At 68.4% G+C, this 20,231-nt stretch carries 16 protein-coding genes; 12 read left to right on the plus strand and 4 right to left on the minus strand.

What is annotated here, in order from left to right; translation table 11 throughout:
* Positions 1-2 precede the first annotated feature (2 nt).
* The 6 genes from WKC72_RS05025 (at position 3) to WKC72_RS05050 (ending at position 8,843) form a co-directional block, all read left to right on the plus strand.
* On the plus strand, positions 3-647 hold the full coding sequence (locus WKC72_RS05025; RefSeq protein WP_037230237.1) for a (2Fe-2S)-binding protein: 645 nt from the start codon (positions 3-5) through the stop codon (positions 645-647).
* Positions 644-3,142: an aerobic carbon-monoxide dehydrogenase large subunit gene (gene cutA / locus WKC72_RS05030; protein WP_370181914.1), complete on the plus strand. Its 2,499-nt coding sequence runs from the start codon at positions 644-646 to the stop codon at positions 3,140-3,142. Before WKC72_RS05025 ends, cutA begins: the two co-directional genes overlap by 4 nt.
* Entirely contained in the window at positions 3,139-3,795 is a 657-nt protein-coding gene (locus WKC72_RS05035; RefSeq protein WP_037230233.1) for a carbon monoxide dehydrogenase subunit G, read from the plus strand. The genes cutA and WKC72_RS05035 overlap by 4 nt, the downstream gene beginning before the upstream one ends.
* 182 nt (positions 3,796-3,977) lie before the next feature.
* Positions 3,978-6,080, plus strand: a complete 2,103-nt coding sequence (locus WKC72_RS05040; protein WP_370181916.1) for a hydantoinase/oxoprolinase family protein — start codon at positions 3,978-3,980, stop codon at positions 6,078-6,080.
* A complete protein-coding gene (locus tag WKC72_RS05045; RefSeq protein WP_037230228.1) occupies positions 6,077-8,026 on the plus strand; it encodes a hydantoinase B/oxoprolinase family protein in 1,950 nt (649 codons plus the stop codon). The genes WKC72_RS05040 and WKC72_RS05045 overlap by 4 nt, the downstream gene beginning before the upstream one ends.
* Positions 8,027-8,030: 4 nt before the next feature.
* Positions 8,031-8,843: an NmrA family NAD(P)-binding protein gene (locus tag WKC72_RS05050; protein WP_370181917.1), complete on the plus strand. Its 813-nt coding sequence runs from the start codon at positions 8,031-8,033 to the stop codon at positions 8,841-8,843.
* A 40-nt stretch (positions 8,844-8,883) separates the two neighbouring features.
* Here the strand turns inward: WKC72_RS05050 and WKC72_RS05055 are convergent, their stop codons facing one another.
* On the minus strand, positions 8,884-10,953 hold the full coding sequence (locus tag WKC72_RS05055; protein ID WP_370181918.1) for a PhoX family phosphatase: 2,070 nt from the start codon (positions 10,951-10,953) through the stop codon (positions 8,884-8,886).
* A gap of 157 nt (positions 10,954-11,110) precedes the next feature.
* On the opposite strand from WKC72_RS05055, the gene WKC72_RS05060 reads away from it, so the two are divergent.
* Together WKC72_RS05060 and WKC72_RS05065 are read left to right on the plus strand one after the other, a co-directional pair.
* Complete coding sequence (locus WKC72_RS05060) at positions 11,111-12,127, plus strand: PHP domain-containing protein (RefSeq protein ID WP_037230223.1); 1,017 nt, start codon at positions 11,111-11,113, stop codon at positions 12,125-12,127.
* Positions 12,124-12,930, plus strand: coding sequence for an alpha/beta hydrolase (locus WKC72_RS05065; RefSeq protein ID WP_370181919.1), 807 nt, complete (start codon positions 12,124-12,126; stop codon positions 12,928-12,930). The genes WKC72_RS05060 and WKC72_RS05065 overlap by 4 nt, the downstream gene beginning before the upstream one ends.
* A gap of 43 nt (positions 12,931-12,973) precedes the next feature.
* On the opposite strand, the gene WKC72_RS05070 is transcribed toward WKC72_RS05065, so the two are convergent.
* The 3 genes from WKC72_RS05070 to WKC72_RS05080 are packed head-to-tail and all read right to left on the minus strand — an operon-like array spanning position 12,974 to position 15,815.
* Positions 12,974-13,585, minus strand: a complete 612-nt coding sequence (locus WKC72_RS05070; protein WP_370181920.1) for a lactate utilization protein C — start codon at positions 13,583-13,585, stop codon at positions 12,974-12,976.
* On the minus strand, positions 13,582-15,063 hold the full coding sequence (locus tag WKC72_RS05075) for a LutB/LldF family L-lactate oxidation iron-sulfur protein (RefSeq protein WP_370181921.1): 1,482 nt from the start codon (positions 15,061-15,063) through the stop codon (positions 13,582-13,584). Before WKC72_RS05075 ends, WKC72_RS05070 begins: the two co-directional genes overlap by 4 nt.
* Entirely contained in the window at positions 15,060-15,815 is a 756-nt protein-coding gene (locus WKC72_RS05080; protein ID WP_112299962.1) for a (Fe-S)-binding protein, read from the minus strand. The genes WKC72_RS05075 and WKC72_RS05080 overlap by 4 nt, the downstream gene beginning before the upstream one ends.
* Before the next feature lie 79 nt (positions 15,816-15,894).
* On the opposite strand from WKC72_RS05080, the gene WKC72_RS05085 reads away from it, so the two are divergent.
* The 4 genes from WKC72_RS05085 (at position 15,895) to WKC72_RS05100 (ending at position 20,231) form a co-directional block, all read left to right on the plus strand.
* Positions 15,895-16,602, plus strand: coding sequence for a FadR/GntR family transcriptional regulator (locus tag WKC72_RS05085; RefSeq protein ID WP_128640634.1), 708 nt, complete (start codon positions 15,895-15,897; stop codon positions 16,600-16,602).
* Between the two features lie 169 nt (positions 16,603-16,771).
* Positions 16,772-17,419, plus strand: coding sequence for an IclR family transcriptional regulator (locus WKC72_RS05090; RefSeq protein WP_037230209.1), 648 nt, complete (start codon positions 16,772-16,774; stop codon positions 17,417-17,419).
* 184 nt (positions 17,420-17,603) lie between these two features.
* Positions 17,604-18,824 (plus strand): CaiB/BaiF CoA transferase family protein, encoded by a 1,221-nt coding sequence (locus tag WKC72_RS05095; protein ID WP_370181922.1) that lies wholly within the window; start codon positions 17,604-17,606, stop codon positions 18,822-18,824.
* 81 nt (positions 18,825-18,905) lie between these two features.
* Positions 18,906-20,231: an SLC13 family permease gene (locus WKC72_RS05100; protein WP_370181923.1), complete on the plus strand. Its 1,326-nt coding sequence runs from the start codon at positions 18,906-18,908 to the stop codon at positions 20,229-20,231.

The following is a 20,231-nucleotide window of genomic DNA, read 5'->3' on the forward strand; positions in this document are numbered from 1 at the left end:
CCATGGCAAAGGCAACGCGCAGCATCGACGAGCAACTCGCCGAACTGCAGGAGGACACGGGCGAACAGCACGTCGCGGTGACGTTCACGCTCAACGCGGTGACGCAGACGGTGGTGCTCCCGTCGCGCACGCTCGCATCCGACGCGATCCGGCATCATCTGCGCCAGACGGGCACACACGTCGGGTGCGAGCACGGGGTCTGCGGCGCATGCACCGTGCTGCTCGACGGGAAACCGGTGCGGTCGTGCCTGGTGCTCGCGGCGAGCCTCGAGGGCCGGGAGATCACCACCGTCGAGGGACTCGTCGAACCCGACGGCACGCTGCATCCGGTGCAGCAGGCGTTCATCGACTGCCACGGCCTGCAGTGCGGATTCTGCACTCCCGGCTTCGTGACGACCATCGCCGCATTCCTCGAGGAGAACGACTCGCCCACCCGCGAGGAGGCCACCGACGCGATCGCGGGCAACCTCTGCCGGTGCACCGGCTACCAGAACATCCGGGCGGCCGTGCTGCGCGCCGCGGAGATCAAGCGCGAGCGTTCGGGCGAATTCCCGCTCGGCAAGGACGACGAGTCGGCACGGGCCTCACTCGACCCGAAGGTCCGCGGCACGACCAACCCCGTCGGTGGAAGGGCAGGGCGAGCATGAGCGTCACGAAACCCCGCACCGAGCCCGCGCGGACCAAGGGCGCCGACGCGCCCGCAGCGGCGGAGAAGTTGTTCGGCAAGCCGATTCCCCGCACGGAGGACGCCCGGCTCCTGTCCGGCAACGGCCGCTACCTCGACGACCTGGGCCACAACGCGCTCATCGCCGCGTTCGTCCGATCACCGCACGCGCATGCCCGCATCACGGGGATCGACATCGATGCGGCGCTCGATCTGCCCGGTGTGCACGCGATCTACACGTACGACGACCTCGCGGACGACTCCCCGGAAATGGCGGAGAACCTCCCCCTCCTCATCCCACATCCGGCGATCACCGCGCCGCGCAACGGGTATCCGCTCGCCAAGGACGAGGTGAACCATGTCGGCGAGGCGATCGCAATGGTGGTCGCCGACAATCGGTACATCGCCGAGGACGCGTGCGCCAAGATCGATGTCACGTACGAGATGCTCCCACCGGTCGTGGGCATCGACGTGGCGCGGCAGGCGGACAACGCCGTGCACGCGGACGTCCCCGACAACGTCGCGGCGCACCTGCAGCACGGGTTCGGCGACGTGGACGCGGAACTGGCGAACGCACCGCACCGGCTGACCCTGAACCTCGAGATCGAGCGGTCGGCGTCGATGCCGATGGAGGGCAAGGGCGTCTACGCGCGCTGGGACACCGACGAGCAGGCGCTCACGTTCTGGACGTCCACGCAGACGTCGACGTCGGCCCGCGCGGCGATCGCGGCCCGACTCAAGATGGCGCACAACAAGGTCCACTGCATCGCGCCCGACGTCGGCGGCGGCTTCGGCGTCAAGATCGTCCACCCGTGGCCGGAGGAGGTCATGGTCACCTGGGCCGCACGGCGGCTCGGGACGGCGGGCATCTCGAGCGAGGTCAAGTGGGTCGAGGACCGGCGTGAGCACTTCGTGTCGAGCGCGCACGAGCGCGGCCAGATCCAGGAAGTGACGGTCGGATTCGACGACGACGGCACACTCCTCGCGTTCGACTTCACGTTCTGGCACGACAACGGCGCCTACCTCCCGTACGGCATCATCGTCATGCTGAACACCTCGACGCAGGTGCTCGGGCCGTACAAGCCGAAGTCGTTCCGGGTGGACGCGTATTCGCTGTACACGAACACCGTCATCGTCACGCCCTACCGCGGGGCGGGCCGCCCGCAGGCCGTGTTCGCGATGGAACGGGCGATGGACGCGATCGCGAAATATCTCGGCAAGGACGTCATCGAGGTCCGCGAACACAACTTCATCCGGCCCGAGGAGATGCCGTACGACTTCCACCTCACGTTCCAGGACGGTCGCCCCCTGATCTACGACACCGGCAACTACCAGGCCGGGATCGACAAGCTCAAGAAGCTCATCGACTGGGACGGGTTCGCCGAGTACAAGAAGCAGGCGAAGGCCGAGGGCCGGGCCGTGGGCATCGGGATCGGAGCCTACGTGGAAGGCACCGGACCGGGCCCGTACGAGGGTGCCCACGTCCTCGTCGAAACGTCCGGGAAGGTCAAGGCCGCAACGGGTCTGACCACCCAGGGGCAGGGACACCAGACGGCGTTCGCGCAGATCGTCGCGGACGACCTCGGCGTGCCGGTCACCGACGTGGAGATCGTCACCGGCGACACCCGCCGATTCGGCTATGCCGTCGGCACGTTCGCGTCCCGTGGCGCGGTGATGTCGGGTTCGGCGTTCCACGTGGCCGCGCGGATGGTGGCGGAGAAGGCCCGCACGATCGCCGGTGAGGCGCTGAATCTCGATCCCGCCGAACTGGAACTTCGTGGTGGGCACGTGTGCAAGATCGGTACGGTGCCCGGCGCCGAGGGCACGTCCATCTCGCTGGGTGTGGTCGCCGTGCTGTCGAACCCGCTGCGCTACGCGTTCGACGACGCGTCGAGGCAGGCCACCGGATTCGCGAAAGCCGATACGGACATGACGATTCCGCCGGTCCGGGAGGGCGAACAGCCCGGGCTCGAGGCCACCGGCTACTACTCGCCCCCGACGTCGACGTTCGCGTCCGGCGTGCACGCGGCGATCGTCGAAACCGATCCCGTGACGGCGGAGATCCACGTGCGGCGGTACGCCGTGATCCACGACTGCGGCAACGTCATCAACCCGCGGATCGTCGAGGGCCAGGTCATGGGCGCCGTCGCGCAGGGTGTCGGTGGCGCGCTGTACGAGAAGATCGTCTACGACGAGCACGGCCAGATGCTCAACGCGTCGTACATGGATTTCCTGATGCCGTTCGTCACCGAGATGCCCGACTCGCTCGAGATGGACCACACCGTCACCCCGTCCGGGCTCAATCCCCTCGGGATGAAGGGCGCTGGCGAGGCGGGCGTGATCCCGACGTCGGCCGTCATCGCGGCGGCGATCGAGGACGCGGAAGGCATCCCGATCACTTCCATGCCGATATCCCCTTCAGAGTTGTTCGAGCTTCGCCTCGCACACGCGTCGTCACAGACCAAGGAGAACGAATGAGAATCGCCGGCACCGCCCTACTGACGGCCCCACCGGAGGCCGTGTACGACAACCTGCAGGACGGACGGGTCCTCGCGGCGACCATCCCCGGGGTGCAGTCCCTCGAGCAGCTCAGCGACAACCATTACAAGTTGTCCATCACCGCGGGTGTCGCGTCCATCAAGGGCACCTATGACGGCGAAGTGATTCTGTCGCAGCAGAATCGGCCCCAATCGTTCGTGATGACGGCATCGGGAGCCGGCGCCCCCGGCACCGTCAAGGCCGACGTGACGGTGCGGCTCGAGGAACGCGACGGCGGCACCCTGCTCAGCTACGACGCGGACGCCGTCGTCGGCGGCATGGTCGGCGGCGTCGGGCAGCGGATGATCACCGGTGTCGCGAAGAAGATGGCCGGGGTGTTCTTCAAGGGCATCGACGGCGTGATCGCCAACGGCATCCCACCGGCCGAGGTCGCCGCGGCGGCGGGCGAGGCGCCTGCGGTCGCCGGTGTCGCGGCGGCAGCCCCGGTTCCCGCGGCCGCCGCCGCGCGGGTGCGGGTACCCGAGGGAACCTCCACGACAACCGTTCTCGCGTCGGCCGCACTGGGCGCGGGTATCGCCCTCGCCGGTGTTCTCGTCGGCGGAATCCTCGTGCGGGGCACCTGCACGAAGTAGCGCCGCGAACACCTCGTCACACAGCACCCCGAACCGTCCGGTTCGGGGTGCTGTCGTCTGTGCGGGGCACCCGGTCGCGGGCAGCGCCGAACGAGGACCGGTGAGTTCGGCGATATGTGACAAAGAAACGGGGCGGCGGAAGCGGTGCAATTGCTGTACGCGAGACGAGCCCAGGAGGAATCGTGGAATCCAGAAAGATTCGGGTCGGTATCGACACCGGCGGAACATTCACCGACGTCGTGGCTGTGGACGAGGAGTCCGGAGCCGTCGTCACCACCAAGACACCCTCGACGCCTGCCGACCCGGCGCAGGGATTCCTCACCGGAATCGAGAAGGTGCTCGCCAAGCTCGGCGAGACCGGCGACGCGATCGGCGCCGTCAGCCACGGCACCACCGTCGCCACCAACAAGCTCCTCGAAGGCAAGGTCGAGAACCTCGGGTTCATCACCACCGAGGGCTACGAGCACGTGCTCGAGATCGCCCGCCAGTCCGTCCCCGACGGCTACGGCAACTCCTACTTCTGGGTCAAGCCCGACCGCATCGTTCCCGCCGACCGCGTCCGCACCATCGGCGGCCGGCTGGCGTTCGACGGCAGCGAGATCCGCCCCCTCGTGGAGGACGACGTCCGCACGGCCGCCCGCTTCTTCGCCGACCGCGGCATCCGCACCATCGGCGTGTGCCTCATGCACTCCTACGCCAACCCGAGCCACGAGACGCGCGTGCGCGACATCCTCCTCGAGGAATACCCCGAGGCCACGGTGAGCATTTCCAGCCAGGTGCTGCGCGAGTACCGCGAATACGAGCGGTCCATCACCACGCTGGTCGACGCGGCCGTGAAGCCGAACATCCGCAACTACGTGAACAACATCGCCAACCGGCTGCGCGAATTCTCGTCCGACGAGGGCGAGGCCCGCGACATCCCGTTCTACGTGATGAAGTCGAACGGCGGCGTGCTCTCCGCCAAGGAGGTCGTGCACCAGCCGATCACGACGGTGCTGTCCGGCCCGGCGGCAGGCGCACTCGGTGCGGCGCTCATCGCGAGCGTCGCGGGTGTCGAGCAGGTCCTCACGTGCGACGGCGGCGGAACGTCGACCGACGTCACCGTCGTGGTCCGTGGTGAGCCCGCGCTCACCACCGAGGGTCGGGTCGGGGCGTACCCGTCGAAGATCCCGATGATCGACGTCGTCACCGTCGGCGCCGGCGGCGGCTCCATCGCCTGGCAGACCCCCGAGGGCACGCTCCGCGTCGGACCGCAGTCGGCGGGCGCCGACCCCGGCCCCCTCTGCTACGGCAAGGGCGGCAGCGAGCCGACGATCACCGACGCTCACGTGCTGCTCGGCCGCATCCCACCCCACCTGCTCGGCGGCGAGATCCCCCTCGACACCGAACTGGCCCGCAAGGGCGTCGAGCAGCTCGCGCACCAGCTGAAGCTCGGCTTCGAGGCCTGCGCCACCGGCATCCTCGAGGTGTCGGCGTGGAACCAGGCCAACGCGCTGCGGCAGATCACGGTCAAGCGCGGTCTCGACGTCCGCGACTTCACCCTGGTCACGTTCGGCGGATCCGGTTCGCTGCTCGCCTGCCGGCTCGTCGACATCCTCGGGCTCAAGGACGTCCTCGTCCCGCTGAACCCGGGCAACGTGTCCGCGTTCGGGCTGCTCACCGTCGACGTCCGCAACGACTACGTGCAGACCCACGTCTGCAGGCACGACCGGCTGGAGATCGAGGAACTGCAGTCGGGGCTGGACGCGCTCGCCGCCGAGGCGGAACGCGCACTCGCCGACGAGGGCTTCGGGGAGTCGGAGCGCAAGTACGCGCGCTCGGCTGACCTCCGCTACCTCGGCCAGGCCTTCGAGGTCCGGGTGCCGGTCGGTGAGGGTCCCGTCACCCAGGAGCTGATGGACGAGGCCGCGGAGCGATTCCACCAGGCACACCAGGAGCTGTACGGCTACGACTTCCGCGGCGACCCGCACCAGCACGTCGAGTGGGTCAACCTGCGCGTCAGCGGCATCGGACCGATCAAACGCCCGACGCTGAACGAGATCGCGGCGGGGACCGGGGCCGAGTCCGCGGTGACCGGCACCCGTCCGGCGTACTTCGACGAGTGGGTCACCACCCAGGTCTACGACCGGGCCCGGCTCGGCGCGGGCGACGTCCTCGAGGGTCCGGCGGTGATCGAGGAATTCAGCTCGACCATCCCCGTGCACCCCGGTTTCCAGGCGCGGATCGACACCTTCGGCAACATCCGCATCACCAAGATCGCCGACTCGAACGGAGCGAACCGATGACCGTCACCACCGAACCCGTTGCAGTGCAGGCGGCCAAGCCCTACCGGCTGACACCGGTCGACGGCACGACGCCCGACCCGGTGCTGGTGGAGATCGTCGCCGGCTACCTCGCCAGCGTCGAGATGGAGGTCGAGACGTCGATCTCGCGGACCTCCCGCTCCCCCATGATCCGCGACGCGCACGACTTCCGCGCCGGCATCCACGACCGTAACCTCCGGAAGCTCACGGGCCGTTCGTATTCGGCGCTGGTGCACCCGGTGGCGCGGGACTTCCCGCTCGACACGATGAAGCCCGGCGACGTCTACTTCCACAACGACGTCTACCTGTCCGAAGGCGGCATCGGCCACCTCCCCGACCTCTGCGTCACCGTCCCGGTGTTCGCCACCCGGCCGGGCGACGCGGAACCGTCCGTCGTCGCGTTCGTGCAGGCGTTCGGCCACCACGACGACATCGGCGGCTGCTGCCCGGGATCGATGCCCTCGGGCGCGACCACGGTGTACGAGGAGGGCCTCATGGTCCCGCCGATCAAGCTGTGGGATCAGGGTGTGCCCAACGAGGCCGCGCTGCGGATCATGACCCGCAACTCGCGGATGCCCGACGCGCTGGCCGCCGACCTCGACGCCGAGTGCTCGGCGTGCCTCATGGGCGCCCGCCGCCTCACCGAGCTGTTCGAGCGGTACGGCTGCGACACCGTGGAGGCGTGCTTCGACGCGATGATGGACGCGACCACCGAGACGTACCGGCGGGAGATCCTCAGCAAGATCCCGAAGGGCGAGTACACGTGGGAGGACTACGCCGAACACGACGGCGTCGACGAGCCCATGCTGCACCGGCAGCGGATCACGCTCACCAAGACCGGCCCGGAGGACGAGGGCGGCGAACGCCTCATCCTCGACTTCAACGGCACCGGACCGCAGGCCAAGGGTCCCATCAACCACTGCGGTGACTACGCCGACGGCAACTTCCTCATCAAGTGGCTCGCGCCGATCCTGCGCAACCTCGCCGACAGTCCCGAGCGGATGGCGGAACTCGACGTCAACGAGGGTGTCGTGCCGTTGATCGAGATGAAGTTCCCGGAGAAGGGCACGCTGATCACCCCGATCTTCCCGGCGCCCACCAACGCCCGGACGTTCGTGATCCTGCGTCTGCTCGGTGTGCTCGCCGGCGTCGTCGCGAAGGCCGTCGACGGGAACATGCCCGCCGACCAGGAAACCATCCGCTACACGGGTGTGTACGGCGAGGACTTCGACGGGCACTCGTACCTGATGCGCGAGGTGCTCGGCGGCGGTTCCGGTGGCAGGCACTACGCGGACGGTGAGGACACCATCCACGTCGTTCCCGACTCGCGGAACCTGCCGACCGAGTTCACCGAGAGCCGGTTCCCGTTCATCGTCGAGAAGCTGGGCCTGGCGAAGGATTCCGGCGGCGCCGGACGGTACCGCGGCGGCCTCGGCTACGAAAAGCACATCCGGATGCTCAAGGACGCGAACTTCATGTCCATCGCCGACCGCTCGATCCTCTCCTGCTGGGGAGTCAAGGGCGGCAAGGCCGGACGGCCCTTCTCGGTGGTCCTCGACCCGGGCGGCCCGAACGAGCGCGAGTTCGACGCGCTGACCGACGCCGAACCGATCAAGGCCGGCGAAGTGGTGCGCATCCGCACCACCGGTGGCGGCGGCTGGGGCGACCCGCTCGACCGGCCGGTGGAGGAAGTCGTCCGGGACGTGCTGTGGGGCAAGGTGTCCGCCGAGGGTGCGCGCGTCGACTACGGTGTGGTGCTCGCGTCGTCGACCGGGGAACCGGTCGCGGACGTCGACGCCACCGAGGCGTTGCGCGAGCAGATGCGCAACGACCGCGGACTGGACGAGCCGTTCTTCGACCGCGGTCCCGGGTACGAACGCCTCTCCGGCGGTGCGAAGTTCGCCGAATTCGACTTCATCGACCGGTGATCCGATGACCGAGTCACCCTCCCGCGGCGCCGAGATCGCAGTCCTCGGCGCCGCGGGGAAGACCGGAACCGCCGTCGTCGCGGCGCTCGAGGGGCTCGCCGACGTACGCCGGGTGGTGCACACCGCCCGGCGTCCCGGCGACTTCGCCGTCGACCTCGAAACGGGCGCGGGACTGGACGAGGCGCTGTCGGGTTGCCGGGGCGTGTACTTCATCGCCCCCAACGTGCACCCCGACGAGCCGGCGCTGCTGCGAAACGCGCTGGCGGCGGCCGTGTCCGCGGGGGTCGAGCACGTCGTCTACCACTCCGTGGCCTGGCCGTACACCCCGCTCATGCCCCACCATGTCGACAAGGCGCGGTGCGAGGACGTGCTCAGGACGTTCGGCGGGTTCCGGTGGACCGTTCTGCAGCCCTGCGCCTACGCGGAGAATTTCGGGGCGGTGCTGGACGGCTCGGCCACGACCGTCGAACTGCCCTACAGTCCCGACGCGACGTTCTCGTTCGTCCGGCTCGCGGACGTCGCGGGGGTGGCTGCGCGAGTGCTGTCGGAGGGCCCGGACATCCACCACGGCGCCACCTACGAACTCGGCGGACCGGAAGCCCTCAGCGTCCGGGAACTGTGCGACCGGGCGGGTGGGCCGGTGTCGGTGAAGCAGGTGTCCGTCGACGAGTGGATGTCGCGGCACGGGCGGGACCTGACGGACGACGGTCGCGCGCGGTTGTCCGCGATGTTCGAGTTCTACGACCGGTACGGGTTCCTCGCGGGCGGCGCGATGTTCGAGTCGCTGCTCGGGCGCCCGCCCGCCCCCGTCACGTGAGTGGCAAAGCGTGCCGGGGCACACTTTGCCACTCACGTGCTCAGACGCCGATCCGGCCGCCCGACTTCCACACCGCCACGACGGCCGGACGCGGCTGAGCGTCGCCGCCGTCGGGCCAGTGCGACGCCGGGTTGTCGGCGCTCGCGTCGTCCAGTTCACCCGGGTGCTGCACACACACCGTGACCCGTTCCTCGCCGACGATCGGACCGCACGTCTCGGCGCCCTTGGGCACGGTGAGGAACTGCTTGGTCTCCCCACGGTTCGGGCCGTCGAGGACGACGCTGAACAGGCCGTCGTTGGACTTCAGCGCGTTGCCGTCGGTGGAGATCCACAGGTTGCCGTGCGGATCGAACGCCAGGTTGTCGGGGCAGGAGATCGGGCTGACGCTCTCCTTGTCGAACCCGCCGAAGTAGGTGTCGGCCTCCTTCGGGTCACCGCACACGAGCAGCAGGTTCCACGTGAACGCGGTGCCGGCGTGGTCATCGGTGAGTTCGAGGACCTGACCGTTCTTGTTGTTGTTCCGCGGGTTGGCCTCGTCGGCCGCCGCGGCACCGTCGACGCCGCGCTTGGTGTTGTTGGTCAGCGCCACGTACACCTTGCCGGTCGTCGGGCTCGGTTCGAAGTCCTCGGGACGGTCCATCTTGGTGGCACCGACCTTGTCGCCGGCCTGACGGGTGAACACCGCCACCTCTTCGGCGCTCATGCCGTCGACGAGCGACTCCCCCTTGCCGTCCTCACCGGTGCGGAGCAGCGGGATCCACTCTCCGGTGCCGTCGAACGTCCCACTCGACGGCAGCGTGCCCGACCCGTCGATCTGGTCCGCCGAATTGCCGCTGAACTTCGCGACGTACAGGGTGCCCGCGTCGAGCAGCGTCATGTTGTGGCGCACGGCCGCCTGGCTGCTGCCGTCCATCGCCTTGCGGCTGGAGACGAACTTGTACATGTAGTCGAAGCGTTCGTCGTCGCCGCTGTACGCCACGACGGTGCCGTCGTCGGTGACGTGGATGGTGGCGGCCTCGTGCTTGAACCGGCCCAGTGCCGTGTGCTTGACGGGCGCCGACGTCGCGTCCCACGGATCGACTTCGACGACGTAGCCGAAGCGGTTGACCTCGTTCGGTTCCTGGGCGAGGTCGAAACGCTTGTCGAACCGTTCCCACTTGCGCTCGGATGCAGCACCTTCCACGCCGTACCGCTTCAGCCGTGCGGCGACGACGGGGTCGGTGACCAGTTCGGCGTTCGCGAAGTACTGGTTGAAGTTCTCTTCCCCCGACAGCACCGTGCCCCACGGTGTGACGCCACCCGAACAGTTGTTCAAGGTGCCGAGCACCTTCGTGCCCGTCGGGTCGGCGGACGTCTTCAGGAAGTCGCTGCCCGCGGCGGGGCCGGTGACGACGAATTCCGTGGTCGCCGTGATGCGCCGGTTGTACGGTCCGAACTCGGGAGTGAGCGTGCCCGAGGCGGATTCGCCCTTCACCTGCACCACCGACAGCCCGTGGGCGGCGAGCGCGGTCTGGAACTGCTCCGGCGACGGGTTCTCGGCGTCGTAGCCCGTGAACATGAACGGCTCGGTGGTGTACTCGTGGTTGACCACCAGCAGGAAGGTGTTCGGCTGCCCCTCGACCGGCAGGAGTCCGGCGAAGTCGTTGTTGAAGCCGAACTGCTGCGCCTGCGCCTGGGCGGTCTGGTTGTCGAAGTCGAACGCGGGAGCCCCGGGCAGCACCGGGTCGCCCCAGCGGATCACCACGGCCTGTTCGTATCCGTCGGGGACGACGAGGGTGTCCTCGGTGTTGGGGGCGACGGCGCCGAAGTTCGTTCCGGCGGGCGCGCCGCCGTCCGACCCACCCGTGCCGGAGACGCTCCCGGTGCCGGAGTCGTCCGAGCAGGCCGCCAGCGCACTGCCCGCGCCGACGGCGAGGACGGCCATCCCCGTCCCGCGCAGCATCCCGCGCCGCGACAGGGCGGTTCGGGCGATGTCCCGGAAGTACTCGCCGGGCGAAGTGTTGGGCACGTCGTGGGAGCACGCGTTTCCGCACTTGTACTGACAGGTGACGGATGCGCGCGAGGACACTCCGTCGTGTTTGACGAACAGTGCGAGGGGTTTCAAGCTCACCGTGGCTCCCGATTCGAATGTGGACAACTCCGGCACCGTAGAAGTCGTAAGCGAGACGAAGGGAACGTGTGTGTGAACGTGCGGACAACGAGGTGACCCTAAGTTCTGGCAGAAATTGCTTCTAGCCAGCAGCCCGGCAGCCGTGCACCATTGAAAGATGGACCCCGTCGAAGCGCTGCGGGAAATTGCGTTCTGGCTCGAGCGCTCGCGTGACGAGGCACCGAGGATCGCCGCATTCCGGCGGGCGGCCGACGTGCTGACGTACGCGGACGAGGACGAACTGGCCGATCTGGAGGAGCGGGGCTGGGTGTCGCCGCCGGACATCGGGTCCGAGGCCGCCGCGATCATCCGTGAGTGCGCCGAGTCGGTGCCGCTGTACCTGACATACCTCCGGAATGCGGCCGAGCCGATCGGCCTCGGCGGGACCGAACTGCTCGACGCGCTCCGCGGCGACCTGCACACCCATTCCGACTGGTCGGACGGCCGGTGCCCGATCCGGGAGATGATGCGTCGCGCGGCCGCCCTAGGCCACGAGTACTGCGCGATCACCGACCATTCGCCGCGGCTGACGGTCGCGAACGGGATGTCGTCGGAGCAGCTGCTCTCCCAGCTGAGCGTCGTCGCCGAACTGAACGCGGAACTCGCGCCGTTCCGCGTGCTCACCGGCATCGAGGTAGACATCCTGGTCGACGGCACCCTCGACCAGGACGACGACCTGCTCGCCGACCTGGACATCGTGGTGGCCAGCGTGCACTCGCACCTGGACACCGATCGCGCGACGACGACCAAGCGGATGCTGCAGGCCGTGAAGTCCCCGCACGTCGACGTCCTCGGGCACTGCACCGGCCGGCTCGTCGAGGGTGCACGAGGACCGCGGCCCGAATCGAAGTTCGACGCGGAACGGGTGTTCGACGCGTGCCGCGAGTACGGCACCGCGGTCGAGATCAACTCCCGCCCCGAGCGGCGCGACCCGCCGGGACGGCTGATCGACCTCGCACTGAGCAGCGGCTGCAAGTTCTCCATCGACACCGACGCGCACACCACCGGTCAGCTCGCCTGGCAGGGCTATGCCTGCGAGCGCGCCGCCGAACGCGGAGTCGAACCGACGGACGTGATCAACACCCTGCCCGTGGCCGAGCTGCTGGAGTGGGCCGGAACCCCGATTCGGCAATGATCCGTGTCGGGATCGTTGCGCTCCTGGTTGTCGCCGTGCTGATCGCCGCCGTGTGGGTGTTGCAGCGACGACTGATCTATTACCCCGACACGTCCCCGGTGCCGCCCGCCGACCGACTGATCGCCGGGGCCGAGGACGTCACGCTGACCACGTCGGACGGCCTCGAACTCGGCGCCTGGTACGTCCCACCCGCGAGCGGGGACCCGCTGATGACCGTCCTCGTGGCCCCCGGGAACGCCGGCAACAGGGCCGACCGGGCGCGGCTGGCGTCGGACCTCGCCGCCGCCGGTTTCGCCACGCTGCTCTTCGACTACCGCGGGTTCGGCGGGAATCCCGGTCACCCCAGCGAGGACGGACTGGCACTCGACGTCCGGGCGGCCCGCCGGCACCTCGTCGACGAGCGTCGCGTGCCGCCGGAGCGGCTGCTCTACTTCGGGGAAAGCCTCGGCACCGGCGTCGTCACCGAACTCGCCACCGAGCATCCACCTGCGGGCCTGTTGCTCCGGTCGCCGTTCGTCGACCTCGCCGCCGTCGGCCGGCATCACTACCCGTTCCTGCCTGTCCGGCTGCTGCTGCGCGACAGGTTCCCCGTCGCGGAGTACGTCGCACGCATCGACGTGCCCACCACCGTGGTCTACGGCACGGCCGACGTCGTCGTCCCACCGGAGCAGAGTCGACGCGTTGCCGATGCGGCGCTCGGCTCGGTGGAAACCGTCGTGCTGGCCGGGGCCGGGCACAACGACGACGTGATGTTCGGCGGCGCGGAGATCGTCCGCGCCACAAGGGCGCTCCGCGCCCCGTGAGTGGTTGACGAGTCTCTGGACTCGTAAGCCACGCACAGGCGCGTCAGCGCACTATGACGACGTCCAGCGTCCGGGGGCCGTGGACGCCCTCGACGCGGTTGAGTTCGATGTCGCTGGTGGCGCTGGGACCGCTGATGAACGTCAGCGGCTTGGTCGCGTCGAGGGTCTGGAAGGCCTGCGGCACGGTGTCGACGATCTGATCGGTGCGGACGATGCAGATGTGGTGATCCGGGACGAGGGTCAGCGCCCGCCGCCCCTGCCCGGCGCCGCCGTCGAGCACGATCGTCCCCGTGGCGGCGATCCCGAGGGTGCAACCGGTGACGACCACGTCGAGCGCGTCGAGTTCGAGCGTCGACAGTTCGGCGGGAGCCCCGTCGACGACGACGTCACGTCTCGGCCGCCACGCCTCCGGCAGGTCCGGTGGGACGACGGCGCGCGCACCCTCCGCGATCAGCCCGGTGACGATCTCGGCAACGGTGCTCTCGTCGGCGCGATGGACCTGCGCGCGGTAGTCGTCGACGGTGTGGGCGAAGAACTCGACGTCCCCGGGGCCGGACGCGGGTTGCCGGTGGTAGTCGCGGGGAACGGGTTCGGGGGCAGGCGCTTCGGCGAGCGCCGACCGGATCCGGGACAGGATCTCTTCGCGTGCGGTCATCGTGTCGTGTCCTCGTGAGTGCGGGCCCACCATTGTCGGAAGGTCTCCTTCGGCAGGGAGGGGAGGTCGCGGCTCGCGGTCCATTTCGACCCCGGGTACGGCAGCGACGTGATGCGTCCCTTCTTGCCGGCCAGTACCCGGCCGACCTTGGACGCCGTCTCGGCGGCGGCGAACCGCTTCTCCGAGCCCATCACGAAGCCCGCGGCCTTCATCGCGAGGTCCTGGCCGCCCGGAAGTCCGTGCCGCTCGGAATCGACCTGTTCCGCGCGCAGGTGCACGAGAATGCTGGGGATGTCGATGCGCACCGGGCAGGCGTCGAAGCAGGCGCCGCACAGCGTCGAGGCGAACGGCAGCGACGCGTTGGGGTCGTCGTGACCGGTGGTCCCGGTGAGTTGCGGGCTGAGGATCGCGCCGATCGGGCCCGGATACACCGACCCGTACGCGTGACCGCCTGCCCGCTCGTACACGGGGCACACGTTCAGGCAGGCACTGCAGCGGATGCAGTGGAGAGCGGACCGTCCGACCTCGTCCGCGAGGACGTTGGTGCGACCGTTGTCGAGGAGGACGACGTGGAAGTTCTGCGGGCCGTCGCCGGGATGCACCCCGGTCCACATCGAGGTGTACGGGTTCATCCGCTCGGCGGTGGACGACCGCGGTAGCAGTTGCATGAACACCTCGAGGTCGGTGAACGTCGGGACCAGTTTCTCGATGCCCATGAGGGTGATGAGGGTGTCGGGGAGGGTGAGGCACATCCGCCCGTTGCCCTCCGACTCCACCACCGCGAGGGTCCCGGTTTCCGCGACCCCGAAGTTCGCGCCGCTGACCGCCACCTTGGCGGAGAGGAACTTTCGCCGAAGGTGTGCCCGCGCGGCCATCGCCAGCGCCCGCGGGTCGTCGGTGATGTCCTTGTCGATGCCGGGCATCGACTTCAGGAAGATCTCGCGGATCTCGGCGCGGTTGCGGTGGATGGCGGGAACGAGGATGTGGCTCGGCTTGTCCTCGCCGAGTTGGACGATGAGTTCGGCGAGGTCCGTCTCGATCGCCGCGATCCCGTTCTCCTCGAGGTGCTCGTTGAGGCCCGTCTCCTGGGTGGCCATCGACTTGACCTTCACGACCTCGTCGGAGCCGGTGGCCCGGACGAGGTCGGTGATGATCCGGTTCGCCTCCTCCGAGTCGCGTGCCCAGTGGACGGTGCCGCCGCGGGCGGTGACGTTCTCCTCGAACTGCACGAGCAGTTCGGGGAGCCGCGCCATCACGTCCGCCTTCAGGGCGCTGCCTGCCCGGCGCAGTTCCTCCCAGTCGGCGACCTCGGCGACCGCGGCGATGCGCTTGTTGCGGATGGTGGTGGTGGCCGCGCCGAGATTGGCGCGCAACTGGGTGTCGGCGAGTGATTTCCGCGCCGCGTCGGGGAAAGATTCTGTGCCCCGGATGTTTCCGGTGCCCGCGTGGAAGGTGGGTGAGCCGAGGAACGTGGTCATGCGTTGCTCCCGATCTTCTCGGTGCTCGCCAGGATCTCGGCGAGGTGGACGGTGCGGACGCCGCTGCGCAGCCGGGACAGTCCGCCGCCGATGTGCATCAGGCAGGACGAGTCGCCGGCGCTGCACACCTCGGCGCCCGTGCTCAGGACGTTGCCCATCTTGTCGGCGAGCATCGCGGTCGATGTCTCGGAGTTCTTCAGCGCGAACGTTCCGCCGAAACCGCAACAGGATTCGGCCGCGGGGAGCTCGATCAGCGTCATTCCCCGCACCGCGCGTAGCAGTTGCAGCGGCTTGTCGGCGACGCGCAGCATCCGCAGCGAGTGGCACGTCGGGTGGTACGTCACCCGGTGCGGGTAGTAGGCGCCGACGTCGGTGACGCCGAGGACGTCGACGAGCAGTTCCGACAGTTCGTACGTCCGGGACGCGACGTCCTCGGCGCGCGTCGCGAGCGATTCGTCGCCGTACCGGCGGGCGACCATCGCGTGCTGGTGCCGGACGGATCCGACGCAGGAACCGGACGGCGCCACCGCGACGTCCCAGGACGGTCCGCTCTCGAACGCTTCCACGTGGTGACGCACGAGCGGCAGCGCCTCGGCCTGGTAGCCGGTGTTGACGTGCATCTGCCCGCAGCATGTCTGCTTCTGCGGGAACACGACCTCGTGGCCGAGCCGCTCGAGCAGGCGGACCGTCGACGTGGCGGATTCGGGGAACAGGGCATCCGCCAGGCACGTGGCGAACAGGGCGATTTTCATCGGGTACTCCAACCGGGCTGGGCTGTGGTCTGACCACAGTAGCGCACTGTGGTCAGACCACACCAGGTAAACTTCGCTCGTGCGCACACACGAGGTCGTCCTGCACCGCATCGAGCAGGATCTGGCGGCAGGCAAACTCACTGTCGGCGGTCGTCTGCCCGCCGAGCGCGCGCTCGCGGAGGAACTGGGGGTCGGACGCTCGTCCGTCCGCGAGGCCATGCGCGTGCTCGAGGCGATGGGCATCGTCCGCACGGCCGTCGGGTCCGGACCGGACGCAGGCGCGATCGTGGCCGCCGACCCGGCCGCGTCCATCGGCGCGGCCCTCCGACTGCACATGGCAACGCGCACGCTGCCGATCCGCGACGTCGTCCAGACGCGCACGCTGCTCGAATCGTGGGCGGTGCAGGAAGCCGCCGGGCAGGCCTGCGACCTCGACTTCTCGGCCATCGACACCCTGCTCGACGCGATGGACGACGAGGACCTCTCCCCGGAGGCGTTCCATCGGCTCGACGCCGACCTGCACGTCGCGATGGCCGGACTCGCGGGCAACGTCCTCGTCGAGGCGATGATGGTCTCGCTCCGCGACTCCATCCACGGCTACGTCATGCAGGCCGTTCCGCTCCTCGACGACTGGCCTGCGGTCGCGACCCACCTCCGCTGCGAGCACCGCGGCATCGTCGCGGCCCTCCGTGACGGCCACGGCGCCGAGGCCGCCGGTCTGGTGCGGGAGCACATCGAGGGCTTCTACGGGCGCTTCGCGCCTGTGCGTGGGTCGGGTGACGTGTAGGGGCGGGCGGTGATCGGGCGAGTGAAGCATCGGCACCGCCGCCGCCGAGCTCGGGGAGGTGGCCGGACCAGTTGTCCGTAGTGTCGCTGGTGCTCGAAGCTAGGATCGTTTGACACAGGCGGCAACACCATGCAGTTCGCGGGCGTGGTTTCGTGGGGAGAATCGGGCCATGGCGGACGAGCAGCGCAAGACGGTCGGTGTCTTGTCGCGCGCGTTCGCCATCATCGACGCCGTCGAGTTACGACCGATGATCACCAGCGAACTTGCGCGCACTGTCGGTTTGTCGAAGTCGACCACCCAACGTCTCGTGGCCGAGCTCGCCCACTATGGCTACCTGCGTCGAGATGCCGAGGGCCGATACTGGCTCGGGTATCGCTTCACTGCGGCGGGGATGACCGATATCGCCATGCCGGTGCTTCGGGAGCTGAGCGACAGCACCGGTGAGTCCTCGCAATTGTGGGTCCGGCGCGGTGACCTGCGCTTGTGTGCCGCCAGTGTCGAATCGTCGAACGAACTGCGGGCCACCATGCCGGTCGGCACCACATTTCCACTGGCGGAAGGGTCGAGCGGTCACGTGCTGGCCGGAGATTTCGACAACGACCCCGTCGCGCGACGCCGCGGCTGGTGGCAGACGCTCTCCGAGCGGGTTCCCGGCCTCGGCTCGGTCAGTGCACCGGTACGAATACACGGCGAGATCGTCGCGTCGGTGTGCGTGTCGGGCCCGTTGCACCGGCTCGGTGACGATCCCGGACCCCGCCTCGGTCCCTCGGCCATCGACGCCGCTCATCGCATCGAAAAGTCACTTCTCGACTCCTGACCCCGGCGACGCCTTGCCGCGGCGGGTGCGTCTTCTTCTTGTCATCTCGACCTGCGCCGGCCGGCATGCATCGTTGCGCCCTGTGACCCGGAGCACTATGGTTGCCCCATTATTCGGGCCGTAGTGACCCAAATAATGGGTCATCACGAAGGTTGATCGCATCGCCGACAGGAATCGGAGCGTCATGAACAACGCCACCACAGGTCCGCTCGACGGCATCACTGTCCTGGAACTGGGCAACTTCATCGCAGCGCCCTTCGCGACTCGGCTGCTGGCTGATTTCGGCGCCGAGGTCATCAAGATCGAACGTCCCGACGGTGGTGACGAGCTGCGCGGTTGGCGTCGCAGCAGGGGCACCACCTCGATGATGTATCGCACCATCGCCCGCAACAAACGATCGGTGACGCTCGATTTGAAGAGCGCCGAGGGGCAGCAGCTGGTGCTCGACCTGGCCGCCAAGGTCGATGTCGTGATCGAGAACTTTCGCCCCGGCACGCTCGAACGCTGGAACATCGGCCCCGACCAGTTGCAGGCAGCGAACACTGACCTTGTCCTGGTCCGGATCTCCGGCTACGGCCAGAACGGCCCCTATGCGCAGCGCGCCGGCTTCGGTGGCGTCGCTGAGGCGTTCGGTGGATTGCGCTATGTAACCGGCTATCCCGACCGTGAGCCGGTGCGTCCGGCAGCACCGCTGGGCGACACCCTCGCCGGTCTCTACGGCGCGGTCAGCGCGTTGATGATGCTTCTGGCCAAAGCCCGCGGCGGCGACCACCCGCGGCCCAAGGTCGCCGATGTCGCACTCTACGAATCGGTCTTCATGGCGATGGAGTCGCTGACCGCTGACTACGACGCTTATGCCATGGTGCGCGAGCGAACCGCCGGCAATCTTCCCGGTGTGGTGCCCAGCGGCTCCTACCCGTGTGCCGACGGCTCGGTTCTGATCGCCGGGAACGCCAGCGGGGTCTTCGCAAGGCTGATGAACGCCGTCGGCCGCCCGGACCTGGCCAGTGATCCCGACCTGGTCGACGGCACCAAACGCTACCTACGGGAAGACGATCTCGACGAGGCGATCGTGGCATGGACGACGACCAGATCCACGAGAGACGTGGTCACCGCACTGTCCGACGCCGGTGTCCCGGCCAGCGACGTCTACGACGCTGCCCGCATCGTCTCCGACGAGCACTATCTGGCCCGCGGGATGATCCAGCCGTTCAAGGTCGACGTCGAAGACGGCTCATCCGAGGAGGTGCGCTTCCCCGGCGTGGTACCTCAGTTCGACGGCCAGGCAACGAAAGTCGGATGGCTGGGTCCCGATCTCGGTGCCGACACCGAGCCGGTACTGGGCCGGATGCTGGGCCTGACGCCCGACCGTCTGAACGCACTGCGCACAGCAGGCGTCATCTGACCCGCGGGCATCCGTCGCCCCTCTGCTCCCTGGTGCAGCCGCACCTTTCCCGTTTGCCCCGCACGGAAAGAACACGGTCCCATGGTCTACGCCATCTCCATCCTCGCCCTCGTGCTGATCTTCACCATCGCCACCAAGGTGCCGATCAACATGGGCATCCTCGCCTTCGCCGGCGCCTTCCTCGTCGGCGGATGGGTGTCGGGGATCCCGATCGACGACATCGTCGACGCATTTCCCGGTGACATCTTCCTGATCGTCGCCGGCATCACCTTGCTGTTCGCCATCGCCAAGGCCAACGGCACCATCAACATCATCGTCGAATCGGCCCTACGCCTGGTCCACGGACGGCGCTGGGCGCTGGTGTGGATGATGTTCCTGCTCTCCGGCGCGCTGATGGCACTGGGATCGCCGATGGCGGCAGGCATGCTCGCCCCCATCGCGATGCGGCTGGCCGGGAAAAAGAAGATCAACCCCCTGCTGATGGGCATGGCCATCAACCACGGCGCTCTGGGCTGCGCGTTCTCGCCCATCACGATCTACGGTGCCTTCGTCAACGGATTGATCAAATCCGCCGGGTACGAGGCGAATCCGCTGCTGCTGTTCATCGTTCCCTTCGCACTGAACACCCTGTTCCTCGCCGTACTGTTCGCGATCTACGGCCGCGACCTGATCCACGAGCTGCCCGAAGACCGTGACGAGATCACCGGCGCCGGCGCAGCCGCACCGACCCGCCCCCATCCCAGCCCGGGATCCGGCACCGCCTCCGCGACCGCCGTCCTGCCCGACGTCGATGTCATCGGCCGCACCCCGTTCAACCGGGAACGGGTCGCGACGCTCATCGGAATCCTGCTCCTGGCAGTAGGTTCGGTGGCCTTCAACGTCGACGTCGGAGTCAGCTCGATCTGCATCAGCACGGTTCTGCTGCTGATGGCCCCGAAGAAGATGCCCCGGATCGAAGACAAGGTGGCGTGGCCGGCCGTCGTGCTGGTTTGCGGCATGCTCACCTACATGACGGTGCTCAAACAAAACGGCACCCTCGACTTCCTCGGCGACGCCGCCACCCACCTCGGCTCCCCTCTCGCCGCCGCGCTGATCCTGCTGTACGCCGCCGCGATCATCTCCGCGGTCGGCTCCTCGATCGGCACGCTGGGAATCGCGCTGCCGCTGGCCGCCCCCATGCTCGCCGCCGGGGAACTCGGCGCGCTGGGATTCATCATCGCGCTGGCCTTCGCCTCCACCGTCGTCGACGTCAGTCCCTTCGCCACGAACGGATCCATCGTGGTGGCCGAGGCCGATGTCGAAGACCGTCAACGGTTCCAACGCAGCGTCCTGGCCTACTGCGGCCTGGTCGTGCTCCTCGCCCCGCTGGTGGCCTGGGCCCTGATCGTCGTTCCCACCTCGCTCTGA

The sequence above is a fragment of the Rhodococcus wratislaviensis genome (assembly GCF_041228765.1).
Lineage (GTDB): Bacteria > Actinomycetota > Actinomycetes > Mycobacteriales > Mycobacteriaceae > Rhodococcus_F > Rhodococcus_F wratislaviensis.